Here is an 18,725-nt window from a genome sequence, read left to right on the forward strand (position 1 = left end):
CTATGACCAATAAATCCTCCCCCGGGCTTGCCACTTCGATGAAAGACAAGCTGATCCAGCAAGCCCTGGAACGGCGTCTGCGGCAGACGACTGATGTCGCGCCAGGGCCTTCGCTGGAGGGCATGAACGGAGCGGCGCACAGCGTGCCGGAACAGTTTTATCGCTTCGATCTGCACCCCGGCTATCAGCAGCTGCGGATCATGCTCGACGGTGCGGCGCGTTTCGGGCTGACCAATCCGTTCTTCAAATTGCATGAAGGGTTGGCGGGCGCGGAAACCGTGATCCAGGGCGCCCGTTATGTGAATTACGCCAGCTACAACTACCTGGGTTATTCCGGGCACCCGGCGGTGACAGCGGCGGCGAAAGCGGCCATTGATCACTACGGGACGTCGGTGTCCGCCAGCCGCCCGGTTTCGGGCGACCGGCCGATCCACCGTGAGCTGGAGCGCGAGCTGGCTGACCTGTACGAAGTGGAGGACGCCATTACGTTTGTCAGCGGTCATGCGACTAACGTGACCACCATCGGTTACCTGTTCGGCCCGCGGGATTTAATCCTGCATGACGAACTGATCCACAACAGCGTGCTACAAGGTGTGCAATTGTCCGGCGCACGACGCCTGAGTTTTGCGCACAACGACTGGGAAGCCCTCGACCGTGTGCTGGGCGATCAGCGTCAGCATTTCGAACGTGTGCTGGTGGTGCTTGAAGGCATCTACAGCATGGATGGGGATTACCCGGACCTGCCGCGTTTTGTCGAACTGAAGAAAAAACACAAAGTATTTTTGATGGTCGATGAAGCGCACTCGCTGGGCGTCATGGGGCAGACGGGCAAGGGCATCCGCGAACACTTCGGCCTGGCCGGTGGTGACGTGGATATCTGGATGGGCACCTTGAGTAAAAGCCTGGCCAGTTGTGGTGGCTATATTGCCGGCGAAGCCGCGCTGGTCGAGCACCTGAAGTTTCTTGCGCCGGGTTTTTTGTACAGCGTTGGCATGCCCGCATCGGTGGCCGCCGCGGCGCTGGCCGCGTTGCGTTGCCTGCGTGAAGACCGCGAGCGGGTGGCGACGCTTCAGGCCCGAGGCCAACAGTTTTTGCAGTTGGCCAAAGAGGCGGGTCTGGACACCGGCACCAGCACGGGGTTGGCGGTGATTCCGGTGATTACCGGTAGCTCGCTCAAAGCCACGCAATTGTCCTGGGCGTTGTCGCGTCGAGGCATCAACGCCCAGCCGATCCTTCACCCGGCGGTGCCGGAGAAAGCGGCCCGTGTCCGGTTCTTCGTGTCGTGCCTGCACACACCGGAGCAAATCGCCGACACCGTCAGCACCGTGGCGCAGGAACTGCAAAAGTTATAGACCGAGCATGCCGTTGATGTAGCGCCGGACCTGTCGATAACGCGCGCAGCTGTCGAGCAAACCAGTCTCGGGTCCGGCAACGTGTTCCGGGCTGCAGGGCATGCCGCGAACCTGCACCAGTCGCTGCACATCTGCGTCCGGCACCATTTTCCGCCGCCCGGCCATTGAATGGTGCGGTCTGCGATCTATCACCAGCGAGGCCGATGCGCGGCGTCCCGGTGACGGCATCGCGTCCGGACTGATGCGCCAAAGCGGTACGCCGTGCGCCTCCGCACGCTGGTGCAAATCTGCCGCTTCACCGCCAGCCCAAACCAGCAGTTTGCCGTCCTCGCGAACCACTTTCGTCATCAGCTGGGTGTTGTCACTGGTGAACTGCACGCGACCCCAGCGGCTATTGAGCAAGCTGCGGATGGCCGGTTGTTGGTGTCGAGGCACACCGAGCACCGTCAGTGAGCCGGAAAACTGCGCGTCCTGTTGTTTTTGCCGGGCCAGTTGCCGGGCCACGGTCATGACGTCGCAACGCTGATCGGTCAATGGATCAACGTAGCGGCAATAGCGCACGTAGGCTGCCGCGACCAGCTGTTCGAGAGTCGGTCGTGCTTGCCGGCGCGGGATGGCCAGACGGTCATCGGTCAAACCCCAGCCGGCATAAAAGGGCAGCCCGAAGCACGTCACCGGCACACCCTGAATCAGGGCTTCGAGCCCGGCCTGGCTGGTGGCGATGTACACGCGCGTGGCCCGCCGTGCCAGTGAAGCCCAAGACACCGGGCGACTTTCCAGCGTTACGCCTCGCTCCTTCGCCGCGTCGAGCAAGCAGCTTTTCTTGTGCCCGCTCATGCAGTCCGGATGAATCCGTACGCGAACGTCGGCACCGGGGTTTTCCGCCAGCGCGGCATCGAGCATGCGAATGAAATCCGCCTCGCACAAACCGCCACCCGGAATCGAAAAGTCGCCGTAGGTTTGATCCACCACCAGCACCAGCGGCGTGTCCCGACCCAATGGGTCATCGTCGCTCAGGTCCGGGGCATTGTTGTATTTGCCGATGCAACTGCTACGAATCAGCGCCATCAGCTCGGTGGCGGTGGCCAGTTCGTCGGCTGTCAGCTGCTGCGGTTGCTGGAGGATGTTTTCCAGCAACGAAGGACGATCCGCCAGGTAGTGAATACCGATCGGATCGACCACCATCGACATCGGCGTATCGCCCTCCACCCCGAGGGAGGAGGAGCGCAGAAAACCGTCCTCTAGTGCGATGTAGGGAATGCCCCAGCGCTTGCATAGCACCCGGGCGTGGTCCGACGAGCGCTTGTAGCCAATCCCGGAAATCGCCTTGAGACCCTTGGGCTTTTCCGCGCCTCGGCGCCACAGCCATGACGGCTTGCCTTCCGGGTCGAGAAATTCGCTCAGGTGAAAAACCCGCCACATGACCCACTGGGACATGATGCCGATCCAGCCTGGCCCTTCGACCAGCGATTGATTCAGGTTGTCGCGCTTCATGGCTGTGGCTTCAGTGAGCGGCGCATGTTCACCACCGCAGGGAAGGGCAGCAACCGGCCGAGCCAATTCACGGGTGTAGTGTGCACCCGGACGAAACCTTGCCGGGTATAGAGCTGTTGGGCGCCCTGATTTTTCACCTGAACCTCAAGCTCGACTCTGTCGTAGCCCGCTTGACGGGCTTGCCCGAATGTCTCTGTCAGCAGCGCGGTGGCTACGCCCTGATGACGTGCCGGTTTGATCACGCGCAGGCCATACAAGTAAAACCCGTAATACCACTCGCGGCATTCGGTAATGATAAACAGCAAGTAGCGTGCACTACCGCGAAGACGGCCGAACTCATCCCGGAAAGGGCCGAAACCCGGCGAGAACGGTCCACGTCGATGGTGCTTGAACGCGGCATAACCGAGTACGGTGGGGCCGCGATAGGCAATCAGAATCCGGTCCCAATTGATCGCCTGAGCCAGCAGCCGATAACGGCAGGCTTCATCGCCGAGGATAAAGGCCAGCGAACTACGACCCGAGGCGATCAGCCGCGCAATCGCCTCGTCGCGCTCCGGCAAACCGGAGCCGAGGACGATCCGTAGCGGCTCGTGGGCAATCTCAGTCATGGAGGGCGGTCTGGGCGTGGTTCCGCGGTTTACCAACAGCGTTGGCGCAACTTAGTTGGTCGACGAACGTCCTGGCCAGGTGTTCGACTGCCAGCGACGTGGCCGCGCGGCTGCCGGGCACTTTATTGGACCAGATGAAGTAGTCGGTATCGCCATCCGGCGCACCGAGCGCGGCGTACACCTCGGGCAGAATCGGCACGTGGTCGCCAAAAAAGCACAGCCCGGTCGGGGTCGGCCGCGACATCAGGTACTCGCGCAATTGGCCGAGCATCCGGTCGGCGTTGCTGACGTGCCGCAGGTACGGCGCCAGATCGCGCAGGTCATCCAGCAGCGGGCGGTCGAACCAGGTCGGCAACTCAGCGGTATCGACGCTTTCCAGTTGCAGCGGGCCGTGGTTTTCCATGGTCACGGCGTGGATGTACAACGGCTGAGTGCGGGTGCTGTCGTTGAGCAATTCAGTGATCTTGTCGGCCACCGCACAATCGCCAATGAACGGCCCGGCTTTTTGCGAATCGTTGAAGCTGCGTTGATCGATGAACTCATCAAAACCCAGCGCCGGCAGCACCTGGTCGCGACCGTAAAAGCTACCGTCATACGGGTGAATGCACACAGTGCGGTAGCCCTTGCGTTTCATTTCGGCGGCAATGCTCGGCAACCCTTGGCGCGCCAGATGGCGATACGGGTTGAAGCGGTGCACGCCGAGCTTGTCTCCCGCAATCCCGGTAAGAAAGGCGAACTCGGTGCGCACGGTATTGGCGCCCCAGGCTGCGACTTGCAGACGACCGTGTGCCAGCGCTTCGCCGCGCAACACGTCGTAGTGACTCAACACCTGCTCGCGGATGCCCGGCCACAACCGGCGAATGTCAAAAAACGACTCGCTCTGCACGGAGACCAGATCCGGCAGCGCGGTGCCCATCGGGGCGGGCGCCTGATGCGGATCGAGGGCGAACGGAGAGTGCAATTGGTCGATGGCGACCTTGCGCCGTGCCGCGCAAAAATAGGTCCACAGACTGGCGGCCAGACCCCAGCGGGTCAAGTCCAGGCTGGCATCGTAAGTCGGCTGCAGTGGCTTGATGCCGCCGAGGATCAGCAACAGCACGGCACTCGCCAGCGTCACGAGGCCAACGTGCAACGCCTGCGGGGCAGCAGGCTCGAAATACAGTCCGCACCCAAGATAGGCGATAAACGCCAGGGCCAGCACGATGGTCTTGCCGATGCCGAAGAAGGGCAGGTACAGGCGCGGAAAACGCACCGCGTCGCTGAAGTATTCAAAGTCCGCGCACACGAACGGTTCACGCAGCGAGTGATACTTGGCGTTGCTCACCATCACGATCAGCAACCACAGGGCGAGGGCATTCACCGCGCTGAAATAAGGGCGCCCGGTAATCGTGTACAGCACGGCCAGTGCAAACAACCACACCCCGGCATGCAGCAGCCAGTTGCGCAGCGGGCGACGCAACGTCGGGCGGGGAATCAGCAACGCTTCGAGCAGACAGGTCAGGACAAACCCGCCAGCGATGACCCAGGAAAAAGGACTGTTCAAGAAATCAGGCACCGTAGTCAAGCCATCGCAAAATTACCGAAGACATCCGTGGGGGAATCACACCCAGGGCCCAGCATCCGAGGTTCAAGGGGAAGGGGAAACTGATGCGTGCCTGGTTGGCGGCCAGGCCGCGACGGATCCGCTGCGCGGCTTTGTCCGGGTTCCACAGCAGCGGTTTCGGGCCTGGCATTTCCAAGCACATTTTCGATTCGACATAACCGGGCATGATCACATTGATCCGCACGCCGTCCGCAGCGACCAGGTCGCGCATGGATTCACCGTACGCCTTGATCGCCGCCTTGCTGGCGCTGTAGCTGGGTGTGGCCGGCAACCCGCGCCAACCGGCGAGGGAACTGAACAGGGCGATCTGCCCGTGCTTGCGCGCGCGCATCGCCGGCAACGCGGCCTGCACAGTGGCAATGGCGGCCATGACGTTGACTTCAATCACCGCCTGGGACAATTCCCACACTTCATCCTCGGCATTTGGCCCGGTCGCGGTATTGAGCCCGGCTCCGGCGATGATCAGGTCCGGCTGCTCGGTTTCGCTGATCCGGGTAATCCATCCGCGCACCGCTTCCAGGTCCTGCACGTCGAGCGCGTGGAGGATGACCCGTGCACCAGCGGCGCGGCACTGCTCAGCCATTTCTTCCAGGCGCTCGGTGCGTCGGCCCTGCAGGATCAGGGTCACGCCCGGCGCCGCATAAGCGGGCGCCAGCGCACCGCCGATGCCACCTGTAGCGCCAGTAATCAGGATGCAGCGGGGTTTTTTGTGCAGCGTCATAAGTAGCGTTCAATCCTGGAGGTCTTGGCCATCAGCACTTCCAGCGAGTTATTCACGGCCATGTCGATACCGCAGCGCGTATAGAAGCCGCCGTTGACCTGGGTGGTGTGAATCACAGTGCTGCGAAAGCGCTGGAACAGCGTGGTGTCGGGCCGTTCCGGCGTGTGCCAGAAATCGTCGAGGCTGCCTTGGTGGGTGAGCCCCTTGAGGTTGTAGATCGGGTCGCTGAGGGCGATGGTCGGCACGTTGTGCATCAGCGACGAACCGCCGACGGTGCTGTTGACCGTGATCACGCCCGCGACGTGAGACAGCAACGTCGGCATGTGGCCGCTTTCAAGGAAGTCCACGCGGTCGGCGATGCCGAGTTTGTGGGCAATGCGCCGGGTGATTCGGTGATAGTTGATGATGCCCGGGGTCAGGGGATGATTCTTGACCACCAGGCGCGTGTCACTGCCGGCATGGTGGGCGAACGAGCCCAGTACATGTTTCAACACATCCTTCATGTGCTTGAACGGCGAGTGATCGCGGATCTGCGCATCGCTGTCCAACTGCAGTGGCAACAGGAAGGTGCGATGGCGATTGCGCGCCACTTCACTGATAACCTCGGAATCGCGGCCCTTGGCATTGACCAGGCGAAGGCCCTGGCGAATGTAGCCGGCATACTCCACCGCCGCATTGAACGGCGCATGGGTTTTGTAGTGGGGGAATGCCACTTTGTTCAATGCGCCACCGACGTGGTACATCACATCGTGAAAGGCCCTGGAGGCAAAGGACAGGCGAAACGAATCACCGTTTTGATAACGGGGGATGTACTTGCCGACTTCCCGATACCAGTCCGGATCACGGGGCAGCAGCGAGTGATTGTTCACGCCGTTGCGCTCGAGGGTGATCCAGTAGGGGCGGAAGTAACCTTCTTCGAACACGTGCACGCGAATGCCCAGCGACCTGGCCAGTTCCACCGCCGGCTGATGCACCGGACGGCAGTCGCCGAACAGCACCACGTCGGTAATATGATCCCCTCTGAAACATTGGCTGTAGAAGTCCATCAGCTGCTCGGGGCGCGCTGAATAAAATACCCGCGCGCCGCTGCCGTACAGGGTGTCGCCCATGTTGAAGTTGACTGACTTCACCCGCTGTCCCTCGGCCCGCAGTGCCTGCACCAGGCGTGCGAAAAACGGCGAACTGACACCCTGCAGAAACAGGAATGAGTTCCGCGGCTTCACCGAGACCGGACGTTGGAAGCGTTCGACAGGGACTACGAGTTTCTTAGGCGTGGTTTCAAAGCGCTGAGGACCAAGCGTTGAATCATCTCTCGCCATGTTGGAGGCCTTCCATGCGTAGGTACTTCATCCCAGTTTTGAATCTCGATTAACGTGCGTTCGGGGGTGGTGAATTTTCGAGTGATGCGGCTGACGTAGGTCGGGTAGCGGATCAGGGTCGCGGCCACCAATTCGTCCAGGCTCAGGCGCCGGGTGCGGCGTGCCTGGACGTCAGGGCTCATTCCCAGATCCCGGGTCAGCCCCCAGCCGGCATAAAACGGCTGGCCGTAGGTGGTCACCGGCACGCCGCGCAACAAGGCTTCGAAGCCCGATTGCGAGGTCAGTACGTGCACCTCATCGACCTCGGATAACAGTTGGTGGAAGGGCACATCGCCCACCACCTGATTGCACCAGTCACTGGTGCGTTCTTCGCCTTCGCCGGCCTCGCGAGTGCCGGCCAGTACTTCAGGGTGCGGCTTGTACAGCAGCCACGCCAAGGGGTAGCGCTCGCGCACCACCTTGAGCAAATCAAGATTGCGCCGGATCCGGTGTGCGCCATAGCGAATCGAGGCGTCGGACTCGACCTGACCCGGCACCAGAATCACTTTCTCGACACCGGCGGGGCGTTTCCACGTGGTGCCGGGCAAGTTGTATTTAGTGACGCCGGCGGCACAGATCGCTTCACGCAGCGCCGTGGCCCGTTGCAGCAAACCTGAACTGCACGGTTCGTTCTGCAGGAGGTGTTCCAGGCGCGAAGGACGAGTGGCGTCGTAGTAAATGCCCAGGTCGTCGAACACCCACGACAGTGGGCGGGTTTTCTTCGCGCCCAGGCCGACGGAGCGGAGAAAGCCGTCTTCGACGCGGCCGAGGTGTTTACCCGCTTTCGTCGTCAATGGCGTGTCGTGTTGACAGCCCCAGGTAATGACCGGTGTGGCAAGACGACGTCGGGAAAAACGCCCGAGGAATCGAATGGATGACCCGTTGAAAAAGTCCAGCACCAGTGGCTGCTTCCACTTGCTGAAGCCAACCACCTGCAGGCTCTCGGGCAGCCGACTGCGCATTCTTCGTTGAAGGCCCAGCCATGCCAGCACGGTTTCCGGTTCGCACGGCGCGCCCGTTTCCGGGTCGACGTAGCGCGGATACTCCACCAGCGCGGCGTGCAGCAATTGTTCAAGGCTGACGGGTTGGCGCCGCGCAGGGGCGGGCAGGGCATCAATGGTCAAACCCCAGCCGGCATAGAACGGCATGCCAAAGGTGTGCACGGGCACGTCCCACAACAGTGCGTCGAAGCCCAGTTGTGAGGTCATCACGTAGACAGCCTGGACGCTCGACATCAGCTCGGCCGGGTGCAGATTATTGCTGATCAAATGAACCCGTGGATGCTTGCGCAGTTTCGCCAGGTCGAAGTGACCCTCCTTGCGCCCGGCCACCACATCCGGATGAATCTTGACCACCACTGTGCTGTACGGATACGCGGCCAGCGCAGCCTTGAGCATGCGCTCGAAATCAGCGGCAGTGGCACCCTGCAGCGACGCATCGCCGAGAGTCTGATCAGCCACCAGTACGCACGGCTGCGGCAGCTCGCAGGCTTCAATCCGGGCGCCGTTGTATTTGGACACGCGCTCCTCGCACCAGCTTGCTTGCAAGGCACGGGCACGCAGGATCTGCGCTTGCGTCAACGGGACGGGAATCAGCTGTTCCAGACGAGAAGGGGCGGTGGCGTCGTAATAGATGCCCAGCGGATCGACAATCAGCGACAGCGGCGGGTCTTCGGCACCCAACCCCACCGAGCGCAGAAAACCGTCTTCGACAGTGAGCAGTGGCAAACCGGCATCTTTAGCAAAGGCCTGAGCGCGCAATGCGCTAGGTTTGCGCCCCCACGCGAGGACCTCATCGGCCTGGGCAATGTCGCGCACCGTCCCGCACAGCAGCCGATACTCTGGCAGCAAAGAGGGGAGGGTAGAGATCTGTTGCGCGCCTTTGGACAGAATCAGCAAAGAGCGACGCGGTGGAGCGGCATTGTCCATAAAAAACAGCGGATATCCATAACGAGCGCAATCTTGTATCAGCCACGAATCAGTACGTGTCTGAAAAAAAGCTCAATCAAAATTCGGTGCGAATGATAATACAAATGGCATGTCGCCACTCGTTAAACAGAAAATTTCTTAAAATTTTCTTCACTTGTTTGATGGGTTTTTAACTTGACAGGTCTGCGGTTGAATGAGTCCGATGAGCGTTCGTCTCGCACTATTTCCAGCACTTGACCATTCGAGGCAGGTACCGTTTTTTTGACGACTCAGTTTTCATAACGCCCGGCTGGCAATTTCCTACGGCCAGGAGATCAACATTCCCTCGCTGGCATCGAGCCGTTACCATACGCGCCTTCAAAATCAAGGAGCGATAGGGTCCCCCATGAATCACCTTCCAATTGCCAAAGAAGCACTCTGTGCCCAGGCGCAAGCCATCAGTCAACTCGCAGAACGCCTGGATGGCGAATTTCAGCGCGCCGTAGAACTGATCCTCGGCTGCAAAGGCCGTGCGGCGGTATGCGGCATGGGCAAATCCGGTCTGATCGGCCAGAAAATGGTCGCCACTTTCGCCTCTACCGGCACCCCAAGCCTGTTCCTGCATCCGGCCGAAGCCTTCCACGGTGACCTCGGCATGCTCAAGCCGATCGACGTACTGATCCTGATTTCCTACAGCGGCGAAACCGAAGAAGTCATCAAGCTGATCCCGAGCCTGAAGTCCTTCGGCAACAAGATCATCGCCATGACCGGCAACGGCAAATCCACCCTGGCCAAACACGCCGACATCTGGCTCGACATCTCGGTCGAGCGCGAGGTGTGCCCGAACAACCTGGCGCCCACCACCTCGACCCTGGCCACCATGGCCATGGGCGATGCACTCGCCGTTGCCCTGATCAGCGCCCTCGACTTCAAACCGATGGACTTCGCCCGCTACCACCCCGGCGGCAGCCTCGGCCGCAAACTGCTAACCCGCGTCAGCGACGTGATGCACACCAACCTCCCCAAAGTTACCCGCGAAACCTCATTCCACAACTGCCTGCTGGTCATGACCTCCAGCCGCCTGGGCCTGGCGCTGGTGATGGACAACGACAAACTGGTCGGCATCGTCACCGACGGCGACCTGCGCCGCGCACTGCTGGGTAATCCGGGTGTGGTGAATGAAAGCGTCGCCAGCTTCATGACCGCCAGCCCGCATACCGTGAAAGCGAATGCGCAGTTGAGTGAGGCTGAGGCTTATATGCTGGATCACAAGATTCGGGCGTTGTTGGTGACGGCCGAGGGGAGTGATGAGGTGGTGGGGGTTGTGGAGATATTTGATTGAGCAATTTTTTTGGTCCTTGATAAGTACTTCGGATAAATGAAATTCTGAGTGATAGCAGTTGAGGGATTACTCCATTTCTATCGGCAGTATTAGTCCCGGGGGCTTGCACTCGTAGTTAAATTGGAAGTGGTTGCAAGAGTAACTCTAAGGTGACGGTGGTTGCCCGGCTGATGAAAGGATTTCAAGTGGCAAGCTCTAGTATCGGGATATATGTTCTTGTTGATCCTTTCAATAGAGAGGACAGCGGGGTCACTACGTATGTGAAATTGGCCGCGGAGCAATTGACCGAACTTGGGCTAAAGGTCGAAATCATTCAGATAAGCAGCCAAGAAACAATTGACGCTTTTCGGGTAAGAGTAAAAGCTGAAATTATGGGGTTCAAGAAAAATATAGTTTGTATTGAAGCTCCTGAGTCTCTCGCTGCCACTTTATTGATATCTGAGAAATATCCAATACATATACGGTTGCATTGCTCAAGAAGTCTCGGTGCAGCGGTTCAGGGGTTGCCGTATTCCCAGTCGGACGTTAGCAACGAGCAACGGGAGATTTCTCGTGCTCCTTATCTCAGTTCGCCATCGTGGGCTTCGTACTTTGCCAGTTGTGCACTATTTAAGTTTAATAAGGTTCCATCTGTTTACCCTAATCCCGCGCCGAAAATAAGTGCACAGGAAGAGAGTGTGCAAAATTTCGACGTGACTTTTGTAGGACGGTTTCAAAAGCTCAAGGGAATAACGTACCTGGCTGAGATTGTTTCAAAGCTTCCGAGCTTGAGTTTTGCAATTGTATGCCCCCCTACGGACAGTGCCATATTAAATGGTTTTAAAAATGTAACTTTCTTTGATGGTAGATTCATGCGTAAGAGTGAAATTTATTCACTCTCAAAGCTAGTTGTAGTGCCCAGTATATTTGAAACAGCCTCTATGGTGGCGATAGAGGCTCTAGCATATCGCTGTAAAGTCGTATTGTGGCAACACTTGGGGGTAGTAGAGTACTTCGAGGGGGATTCGAATTTGGTTTCTGTGCCCTCTGGAGATGTTGGATCTTTTGTATCAAAAATAAATGGTGCTCTAAAAATTCCTTGGGACAATAACCGGGATAATATATCTGACAAGCTTAATCTCGCCTTTTGTGAGGGTTCAGCACATCTGTTAATAAAGAAAGATAGTAACATAAATCTTGTTCGTCGCCCTGACGCAAGTATAGAGAATTATCTAAAAAACTTGGTTGATAGCCAGCAGGAACAAATGAAGAAAAAGAAAAGCTCCACACTTATGAGGAAGACTCAGAAGTTGATTTTTCATCCGATTGCGTTTTTCCGAGACTCTTCAGAGGCGAAGTATCTACGCAGGAAAATTTCTGAGCGAAAACTGAAACAGTTGATCGCACTGCGGGAAGAATTCAAGTTTCACCCCGACTTCATTGAGATGAGGCAGCCAACAAATAATTTGGTGGTAGAGCCAACGGTTGGCGCAGATGAGGGTCCAGAGTCGTACAATGTATTGCCATCCAGGGATTATTGCATGGTGATAGATGAGAGTGGACGGATTGAGGTTAAAGTTGGCGAGTCAAAGCCCGTTGGGTATTCTACTGCTTTCATGCATTACGAGTTTGAAGATGAGTTGCTAGTTCAGAAAATTATTGAGGATCTAAATGAGTTTGAAGATTTCAAATATGTGAACTCTTCGAGGATGAAATTTGGGCGGTTTAATGTTTCGGAAGCTCAGTCGGCTCTATCAATTGTAAATCGTATAGATGTAAAGAATAAAAATAGCTTGTCTCTTTTGAGTTTTATTGTCTTGCTGAATGCACCTAGTAACGTATGTAATGCACTACGTTATGCAGGGGTAGAGCAAAAAATAATTTTGATAAAAACGCGCGAGGATCTGTCGATCGATCCGGACTCTGTAGACGGAGTCATTTCCACGCACGCTGAAGATCTAAAAAACAGTAAGCTTCGCCGCGTTATCAAAATTGATGAGGTGGCTGGTATTTCGTTGGCTATGCGACGAATTCTACAAGAAGGGTTTCCCAAAAAACGCGATATGTTACTGCCTCTGCATATTGGAGGGGTATGTGCATTCGATAAAATAGATTTAGTTGATTTTGATGAGCGTTATCACCAGGGAATAATAAAGATAAGGAAAACGGATTTTACTAACTCAAGAACAATGATGGATATTTACGAAAAAGTCTCGAATTCAATAGTGGGTATTGCTGTTCTTGAGTCCACTTATATGCGTTATCGTAGTCTTTGTGAGGCAGTAGAGGCGGGAGATCCCGCTACGAATCTTATCGAAGCGTGTCTGATGGACGGAGGGTTGTTTGATGTCAAAGAAGTATAAGATCGTTCATATTTCACAGACGCCTTTGGTGGCGGCTCCATCGAAAATCGCTCTTGCTCAACGCTTGAATGGTCATGACTCAATTGCTGTGGCATTAAATGATTATCCGATCAAAGGGCCTTTGGCTGGTAAGTTTATTGAAGAATATATTCTAGAGAATGAGTTTACCAAGCCATTCATTGATGCGGCTATACACGCGGCGGATATCATACATGTGCATAATGATATACCGGATGCGTGGGCTGAGCGTCTAATAAGCAGTAATCAGAGTGCTCGTTATTTCTATCAGGTGCATTCGCCGCTAAGAGAGGGGCCTTTATATTTGCCTCGGCATTCTGAAATAAATCTACCGTTTACTGCCAATTTGGTAGTAGGACAATTCCAGCCGAGAATTCATAAAAATCACGTCTTCGTTCCGAACATTGTTCATGATGTTCCAAGTTTTTCTCCAAGACAAAAAAATCAGAAGCTTCGAGTGATTTTTAGCCCGACTCATCTTCGCCCTGGAAGATGGAATAATAAATACGTAGAAAAGCTAGATGTTGCAATAGATGCTCTAGTGAAATTAGGGAAAATTGAAGCAGTCATTCCTAATGAACCTGTTTCGCCAAAAACGTTAATGGCTATGCGAAAGACATGCCACGTTACAATTGATGAGATAGCTACGGGCGGTTTTCATCAGGTTTCAATCGAGGGGTTGGCAGCAGGCAACGTTACTATTAATAGGGCCGATTTTTTCTGCAAAGCTGTGTTTTCGAATTTTACGGGTGGTGTGTTTCCCCCGTTCGTATATTCAACTGGAGAAACTATCGCAGGTTTTCTAGAAGAACTTGCCAATGACTGGCAGAAAACGGTTGAACTCCAACAGCAGAGCTTGGAATTTTTTAAAGCCCACCTCACACCAGAAAAAATGGCAGCAGTCTTTGATAAAGCATATGAAATTATTTAATAGCATAAAATCATTGAAAAACAAAGAGGCCGGACGCCGAGCCTTTATTCTGGCGAATGGGCCGTCTATTACTAAGGAAGACCTCTCCGTTCTCAATGGCGAATTAACAATTGGAATGAACGCATCCACTTTGTTGGAGGCTACACATGGCTTTCGTTCCGACTACTATGTAGTATCTGATACACGCTTTATCACCCATCCTGAAAAAAAACATCTCGCGACCACCAGCCTTCACCCGGAAACTGTACGCATTTTAAGGTCTGAATTGAAAGAGTTGGACCATGAAGGGCTAGCTAACCCTACATACTATGTACCAGCATTACAGCGCGATGGGTTCTCTAAAAATCTCCATGCGGGTTATTTTTTTGGCTGCACGACAACGATGCTTGCTATTCAACTTGCCTATTATTTAGGTGTGTCTGAAATATATCTGTTGGGGTGCGACCTAAGATATCAGGCGGAGTCTCCGAGATTTTATGCTGAGGCCAATCCACAATTGGAAGATAGTTTTACTAGTGTTCAGATATGGAATATTGTGAATGCTAGTAATCAGCTTGAAAGTGAGGGTAGGAGATTGGTCAGTTGCAGCGAAGTATCTTTTCTTCGACCTTATATTGAGTATGTGTCTTTTGCTCAAGCAGTAAACTCAAGTGACGCTTTAGTATGAATTATATAAATTCAAAAAATGCAGCTGCGCTGGCTTTAAAAAATGCGCTTAATTACATGAGTGACGTACCTCAAAGTGTATTGGATCAAGTGGTAAGTCCTAAGAAATTTCCTTGGTATGGTTTTGTTGATGTCGACATATCAGGTGTGCCAACTTTTACTATGTTTAGTAATAATGACGACTTTGTTGCTCAGGCCTATTTTTGGAAAGGCGCTGATGCCTATGAGAGTACTAGCTTAAAGTTATGGACTAGATTGGCGCGAAAAAGTGTGAGTGTTTTTGATGTTGGTGCTTATTCCGGTATTTACTCTCTCGCCGCATCCAGGGCTAGTCCGAAATCCAAGATCTATGCCGTTGAAGCTTTGGATCGAGTGTACTCCAGACTGTTGATAAATAAAGCGGCGAATTCTGCTGCTAATATAAACTGTTTTAATTTTGCAGTATCAGATTGTGATTCTGAAATTGACTTACTCATATATTCTGGTCAGGATATTTTAGTGTCCGGATCCTCAACGGTTTCTGATGTTTGTGCTCGCGTGCCTCATGAGTCAAGAAGAGTCAAATCCCTCACTCTTGATTCTTTTGTTGAGTCAAATGCAATTCTTGGTGTTGGATTGATGAAAATTGATGCGGAGGGTGCTGAACATCTGATTTTGAAAGGGGCGAAGAGAGTAATTAGTAATTCTCTGCCAGATATAATATGTGAGCTTTTACCTGTCGCAAAGATTAACGATATTATTGAATTCTTTGGTTTGCTTGAGTATAAATATTACAAGATTTCAGAGTCAAGCATGAAGCTCGTACAGCATTTAACGCCGCCGCTTTCTGATGGTTCAGCGGATTACAATACATTCATTAGTGCCAAGAGCAGCGCTGAACTTAAGAGTCTTCTTCCAGAGTTTGAAATTATCGTGATCGACTAATTACTCAGGCTTTAATTCGTCCAGTGGTAGAGGTTTGGATAAGCGTTTCGAGAGTGTGATGATGTCAAAGAGACAAATAAGATTAAAAGAATTTCAACCCGGCATTCACAAAACATACTATCCGGATGAGTCGTATTTGAATTCGCGGCCTAGACTTGACAAGAATACCGCTTACGTCGTGAGGACGGATGAAAATGGGTACATCATTAGCGGGACTCATCAGTGTTCGACTCAATCAATAGTATTGATGGGCGATTCATTTGTAGAGAATCTATATATTGATGAGGATAAGAGAATTGCATCTCAGCTAGAAAGGATGCTTTTGATGAATGGGTATGACTATCAGGTTTTAAATGCAGGTGTTTCAGGTGCGACCAACTTAAATGTAACTAATCTCTTACTTAATAAAATTGTTTATCATTTTCCAAAGATAGTGATTTTTGTAACGTCTTCAAATGACTTGGCGGCATTAAGATATGAACGTGGCTATAGTAATCGTAGTAAATTTCATGGGAATTTGGTGCCCGAAGACGCGAGTGAGATTTGGACAAAGTCATCTGTAGAGGGAAATATAAATCAGGTTGTTGATAATCTGAAGGTTATAGATTTTATTTGTAAGCTTCATAAGATAGATTTTTATATTTGTACCTACCCCGAGATTCAAAGTAATGCAGATTTAAGGCTTATAAATTCTGAGGTGCGGGAATTTGCTGCAGGTGAGGCTGTTAAGCTTATCGATTTGGATAAGTTGATCATGAGGAATAATATTTATTATTATGACAAGCTTCATGTTAGTCATGTTGGGGCATCTGTCGCTGCTAAAAGTATGTTCGAAGGAATAAGGAATTCGTTGTCGACTGAGGGGGTAGTATCTTTTTCAAGGCCATCACAGGCTAATGATCTTGCTTTAAATTATTTGGATATTAATTGGTTGGAATGGAAGGATTATCAGTCCAGCTATATTGTTTCGCTAAATATTGATTGCGCGACAAAAAATGTTAGAAAGCATAAGGCTTTAGTGGTTTTGCTCCAGTTTGACCAAGAGCCAATATTCTCCAATCAGCACACATACTCTTTTTCTAGGTCATCTGGTTGGCATTTTTATGTAGACCTTGCTGCAGATTGCAGGCAGCAGTTCTCAGTTCCTATAAATTTACCTGATAATATTCAGCGGTTTCGTGTTGGTTTTAGGGTTTTTGATGAAGAGTGCTTTGTTAATCTGAATTGTGTGGCGCTTGAGATTATAAAAAAATAGAGAGTATGTGGCTATACTAGTTGCCAAGAGCTATAAGTGGCTACTTGGCAATTTTATTTGTAAAGATAATTTTCAATGAGCGGTGTGCGTAATTATTCAGAATAAGTTAGCGAAAAGTTAAGTAAAATTGGTTTTATTTATCTTTCCAGAAGTCAAGTATTTTGAATAATAGCTGCGCATTCATATTGGTCGAACTGTGATCGCCACCTACATAACAGCGTGTATATGTTAGTTTTTGGTCGTCAAGTGTTGCGAACAGCTTTTGTGCCGCTGCTGCGTCTGCCGGATAATCGCCATGTTCAATATAGAGCTTTGGCGTTGAAGGGAATCTATAAATAAAGTCGTTAAGATCAACCCAGTTGGTGCCTGCTTCGCGGATCTGACGCTCCCAGTTCTGAAGCGAATGTCTACGTGAGCTTTGGTAGTCAACTTGAGGATTGGTAACAATTACTCCTCCAACATCCATCCAAAAACCAAAATAGAGTGCAGCATACCCACCCATCGAACTACCTATAAGAAAAGTGTCTTTACTTGAGATGTTATGCTTCTGCAGATGTTCACTAATAAATTTGTGGTAACGGACTTGTGTTGGCGCTGTGTCGCTTCCTATGTAGTACCTATGGTCATTGTCTCTGAAGATAATGTACAGATCTTCACAGCCTTCCTTATGCCTGTTGTAGAACCATGACCAGCGCTCGTATTTCCCTGGGTTCATACTTGTAAAAGAGATGACTGCTCGCTTTGGTTTTTCCCCACAGATAACAAGCGCATCAATACCATTTGCTTTGTGCGCAAATCGCTCAAAAGCATTTTCTCTTTTAGAGTCAGATGACGTTTTTTCATTGGCGGGACTATTCTCTGCACCTTCGTCAAGTGATTGACTATCGATGGAAGACGGGGCGTATTTGTTGCAGGTAGCTTCCATCTGAGGTACTCATCGTGATGGCTATGAACAATGGCGGCACAGTACTCATGAGTACTTGGCACGGGAAAATTCAAGTTGGGGAACAGGCTCGGTTGAACGAGAGCAACTGTCGCCTCGTTACGAGTGAGGCGACAGCTATCGATGGATTGATGTAGTTAGTTCGTCGGGCTTACACCAACGGCACGTCCAAGTACGAGAGTCTGAACGATTGGGCCAATGATTTTTTGCCATTCATAGACAGCTGCGTTAGTCACATAAATAGTATCGTCAGGTTTGAGCATGACTTGGCGTGCGTAAAATACGGCCGCAGGATCGCGCATGTCGATACGCATGACGATTGGTTTGGCGGGTTGTTTCGGGCTGGAGTCGCCCATACGAAAAACGAAAACTCCTTGAGGGTTCGCATTCGTCTCTCTCAGGCCCCCGACAGAGCCCAAGGCGTCGAGCAGACTCGCGTTTTGGGATGGAAGGTCGTGCAGGCCTGGTTCACCCACTGCGCCCATTGCGACGAACCTTTGGCGTGAGCGGTCAAGAACAACTTCCGAATTGGGTTTCAGAACAAAGTTGTTGCCGGCAAGAATTTCTTCGTAGTTGAAAGTATTGGCTTGTTCGCCATTGCGCACAGTTACGTTTACCAAGTGTGGTTCTAACAGCGGGCCACCAGCTTGGTTGACGGCGTCAAGAAGAGTCAGTGGGCCTTGCAACGTAGAAAAACGACCGGGGGCTTTTACTGCGCCTGCCACAAGTATCGAACCAGACAAATCGCCTACAAGATCAACGTGCGCCTGCACGTCAGTGGTCACGCCCTTGAGCTTCTGGCGAATCATGTCTTCGACTTGAATCAGGGTCATGCCGGCAACGAACTGATGGCCAACATACGGCAGGGAGATCATTCCCTTGTCGTCGATGCGCACTTTGAGCTGGGTGCCACCCTTCGAGAGCGGGGCGAACAGGCCGCTGCCTTCAGGAGCATTGTCGGTGATTAGCACGTTGATCACGTCACCGCCCATCAGGCGCACGCTTTGCGCCAGTGGGCTGGTGATTTTGGCTTTGGTCGGTTTGGTGGCTGGGCGCATGAACGGCGCGATGGTGTTGGCGTTGATGTCCACCAGGTCATAGGCAGTGCTTTGGCTTTTGTTTTCGATATCGCCTTTGTATGGGCCAGCGCCCGACATCACACCGCTGCAGCCAGATAAAGTCAAAGTCATCAGCATCAAACCCGCAACAGCGCTGTTTCGCATGCTCAAGTTCAGGGGGCGAAGGGGCAGGCCAGAAATGG

The 18,725-nt window shown here is 52.9% G+C and carries 15 protein-coding genes; 7 read left to right on the plus strand and 8 right to left on the minus strand.

Annotation, left to right across the window (positions count from 1 at the left end; genetic code table 11):
• Positions 1–2 precede the first annotated feature (2 nt).
• Positions 3–1,352, plus strand: coding sequence for an aminotransferase class I/II-fold pyridoxal phosphate-dependent enzyme (locus tag ACM6IR_RS03830; protein WP_414906460.1), 1,350 nt, complete (start codon positions 3–5; stop codon positions 1,350–1,352).
• Here the strand turns inward: ACM6IR_RS03830 and ACM6IR_RS03835 are convergent.
• The 6 genes from ACM6IR_RS03835 to ACM6IR_RS03860 form a co-directional block, all read right to left on the minus strand.
• Entirely contained in the window at positions 1,347–2,846 is a 1,500-nt protein-coding gene (locus ACM6IR_RS03835) for a capsule biosynthesis protein (protein WP_414906461.1), read from the minus strand. The two genes, ACM6IR_RS03830 and ACM6IR_RS03835, sit on opposite strands and share 6 nt — an antisense overlap.
• Entirely contained in the window at positions 2,843–3,454 is a 612-nt protein-coding gene (locus ACM6IR_RS03840; RefSeq protein WP_414906462.1) for a GNAT family N-acetyltransferase, read from the minus strand. The genes ACM6IR_RS03835 and ACM6IR_RS03840 overlap by 4 nt, the downstream gene beginning before the upstream one ends.
• Positions 3,447–4,997 carry an LTA synthase family protein gene (locus ACM6IR_RS03845; RefSeq protein WP_414906463.1) on the minus strand — a complete coding sequence of 517 codons (1,551 nt, stop codon included), beginning with the start codon at positions 4,995–4,997 and terminating at the stop codon, positions 3,447–3,449. Before ACM6IR_RS03845 ends, ACM6IR_RS03840 begins: the two co-directional genes overlap by 8 nt.
• Positions 4,998–5,001: 4 nt before the next feature.
• On the minus strand, positions 5,002–5,778 hold the full coding sequence (locus ACM6IR_RS03850) for an SDR family NAD(P)-dependent oxidoreductase (protein WP_414906464.1): 777 nt from the start codon (positions 5,776–5,778) through the stop codon (positions 5,002–5,004).
• Positions 5,775–6,908, minus strand: coding sequence for a capsule biosynthesis protein (locus ACM6IR_RS03855; RefSeq protein ID WP_414906465.1), 1,134 nt, complete (start codon positions 6,906–6,908; stop codon positions 5,775–5,777). The genes ACM6IR_RS03850 and ACM6IR_RS03855 overlap by 4 nt, the downstream gene beginning before the upstream one ends.
• 125 nt (positions 6,909–7,033) lie before the next feature.
• On the minus strand, positions 7,034–9,064 hold the full coding sequence (locus ACM6IR_RS03860; RefSeq protein WP_414906466.1) for a capsular polysaccharide biosynthesis protein: 2,031 nt from the start codon (positions 9,062–9,064) through the stop codon (positions 7,034–7,036).
• A gap of 385 nt (positions 9,065–9,449) precedes the next feature.
• On the opposite strand from ACM6IR_RS03860, the gene ACM6IR_RS03865 reads away from it, so the two are divergent.
• From ACM6IR_RS03865 to ACM6IR_RS03890, 6 genes are all read left to right on the plus strand, one after another.
• Complete coding sequence (locus ACM6IR_RS03865) at positions 9,450–10,385, plus strand: KpsF/GutQ family sugar-phosphate isomerase (protein WP_414906467.1); 936 nt, start codon at positions 9,450–9,452, stop codon at positions 10,383–10,385.
• 149 nt (positions 10,386–10,534) lie between these two features.
• Positions 10,535–12,727: a glycosyltransferase gene (locus tag ACM6IR_RS03870; protein ID WP_414906468.1), complete on the plus strand. Its 2,193-nt coding sequence runs from the start codon at positions 10,535–10,537 to the stop codon at positions 12,725–12,727.
• Entirely contained in the window at positions 12,711–13,676 is a 966-nt protein-coding gene (locus tag ACM6IR_RS03875) for a hypothetical protein (protein WP_414906469.1), read from the plus strand. Before ACM6IR_RS03870 ends, ACM6IR_RS03875 begins: the two co-directional genes overlap by 17 nt.
• Positions 13,663–14,343 carry a 6-hydroxymethylpterin diphosphokinase MptE-like protein gene (locus tag ACM6IR_RS03880; protein WP_414906470.1) on the plus strand — a complete coding sequence of 227 codons (681 nt, stop codon included), beginning with the start codon at positions 13,663–13,665 and terminating at the stop codon, positions 14,341–14,343. Before ACM6IR_RS03875 ends, ACM6IR_RS03880 begins: the two co-directional genes overlap by 14 nt.
• Entirely contained in the window at positions 14,340–15,266 is a 927-nt protein-coding gene (locus ACM6IR_RS03885) for an FkbM family methyltransferase (RefSeq protein WP_414906471.1), read from the plus strand. The genes ACM6IR_RS03880 and ACM6IR_RS03885 overlap by 4 nt, the downstream gene beginning before the upstream one ends.
• A 247-nt stretch (positions 15,267–15,513) precedes the next feature.
• A complete protein-coding gene (locus ACM6IR_RS03890; RefSeq protein ID WP_414906472.1) occupies positions 15,514–16,521 on the plus strand; it encodes an SGNH/GDSL hydrolase family protein in 1,008 nt (335 codons plus the stop codon).
• A gap of 133 nt (positions 16,522–16,654) precedes the next feature.
• Here ACM6IR_RS03890 and ACM6IR_RS03895 read toward each other — a convergent pair whose 3' ends face one another.
• Both ACM6IR_RS03895 and ACM6IR_RS03900 read right to left on the minus strand, forming a co-directional pair.
• Complete coding sequence (locus ACM6IR_RS03895) at positions 16,655–17,446, minus strand: YqiA/YcfP family alpha/beta fold hydrolase (protein WP_414906473.1); 792 nt, start codon at positions 17,444–17,446, stop codon at positions 16,655–16,657.
• 155 nt (positions 17,447–17,601) lie between these two features.
• A complete protein-coding gene (locus ACM6IR_RS03900; protein ID WP_414906527.1) occupies positions 17,602–18,687 on the minus strand; it encodes a polysaccharide biosynthesis/export family protein in 1,086 nt (361 codons plus the stop codon).
• Between the last annotated feature and the right edge of the window lie 38 nt (positions 18,688–18,725).

This window comes from Pseudomonas sp. IT-P253, from assembly GCF_949768125.1.
In the GTDB taxonomy this organism is placed as follows: domain Bacteria; phylum Pseudomonadota; class Gammaproteobacteria; order Pseudomonadales; family Pseudomonadaceae; genus Aquipseudomonas.

Bases quoted from the DNA above. Each gene is read 5' to 3' on its own strand.
- ACM6IR_RS03830 (WP_414906460.1), top strand. From the start codon at position 3: ATGACCAATAAATCCTCCCCCGGGCTTGCCACTTCGATGAAAGACAAG.
- ACM6IR_RS03835 (WP_414906461.1), bottom strand. From the start codon at position 2,846: ATGAAGCGCGACAACCTGAATCAATCGCTGGTCGAAGGGCCAGGCTGG.
- ACM6IR_RS03840 (WP_414906462.1), bottom strand. From the start codon at position 3,454: ATGACTGAGATTGCCCACGAGCCGCTACGGATCGTCCTCGGCTCCGGT.
- ACM6IR_RS03850 (WP_414906464.1), bottom strand. From the start codon at position 5,778: ATGACGCTGCACAAAAAACCCCGCTGCATCCTGATTACTGGCGCTACA.
- ACM6IR_RS03860 (WP_414906466.1), bottom strand. From the start codon at position 9,064: ATGGACAATGCCGCTCCACCGCGTCGCTCTTTGCTGATTCTGTCCAAA.
- ACM6IR_RS03865 (WP_414906467.1), top strand. From the start codon at position 9,450: ATGAATCACCTTCCAATTGCCAAAGAAGCACTCTGTGCCCAGGCGCAA.
- ACM6IR_RS03875 (WP_414906469.1), top strand. From the start codon at position 12,711: ATGTCAAAGAAGTATAAGATCGTTCATATTTCACAGACGCCTTTGGTG.
- ACM6IR_RS03880 (WP_414906470.1), top strand. From the start codon at position 13,663: ATGAAATTATTTAATAGCATAAAATCATTGAAAAACAAAGAGGCCGGA.
- ACM6IR_RS03885 (WP_414906471.1), top strand. From the start codon at position 14,340: ATGAATTATATAAATTCAAAAAATGCAGCTGCGCTGGCTTTAAAAAAT.
- ACM6IR_RS03890 (WP_414906472.1), top strand. From the start codon at position 15,514: ATGGGCGATTCATTTGTAGAGAATCTATATATTGATGAGGATAAGAGA.
- ACM6IR_RS03895 (WP_414906473.1), bottom strand. From the start codon at position 17,446: ATGGAAGCTACCTGCAACAAATACGCCCCGTCTTCCATCGATAGTCAA.
- ACM6IR_RS03900 (WP_414906527.1), bottom strand. From the start codon at position 18,687: ATGCGAAACAGCGCTGTTGCGGGTTTGATGCTGATGACTTTGACTTTA.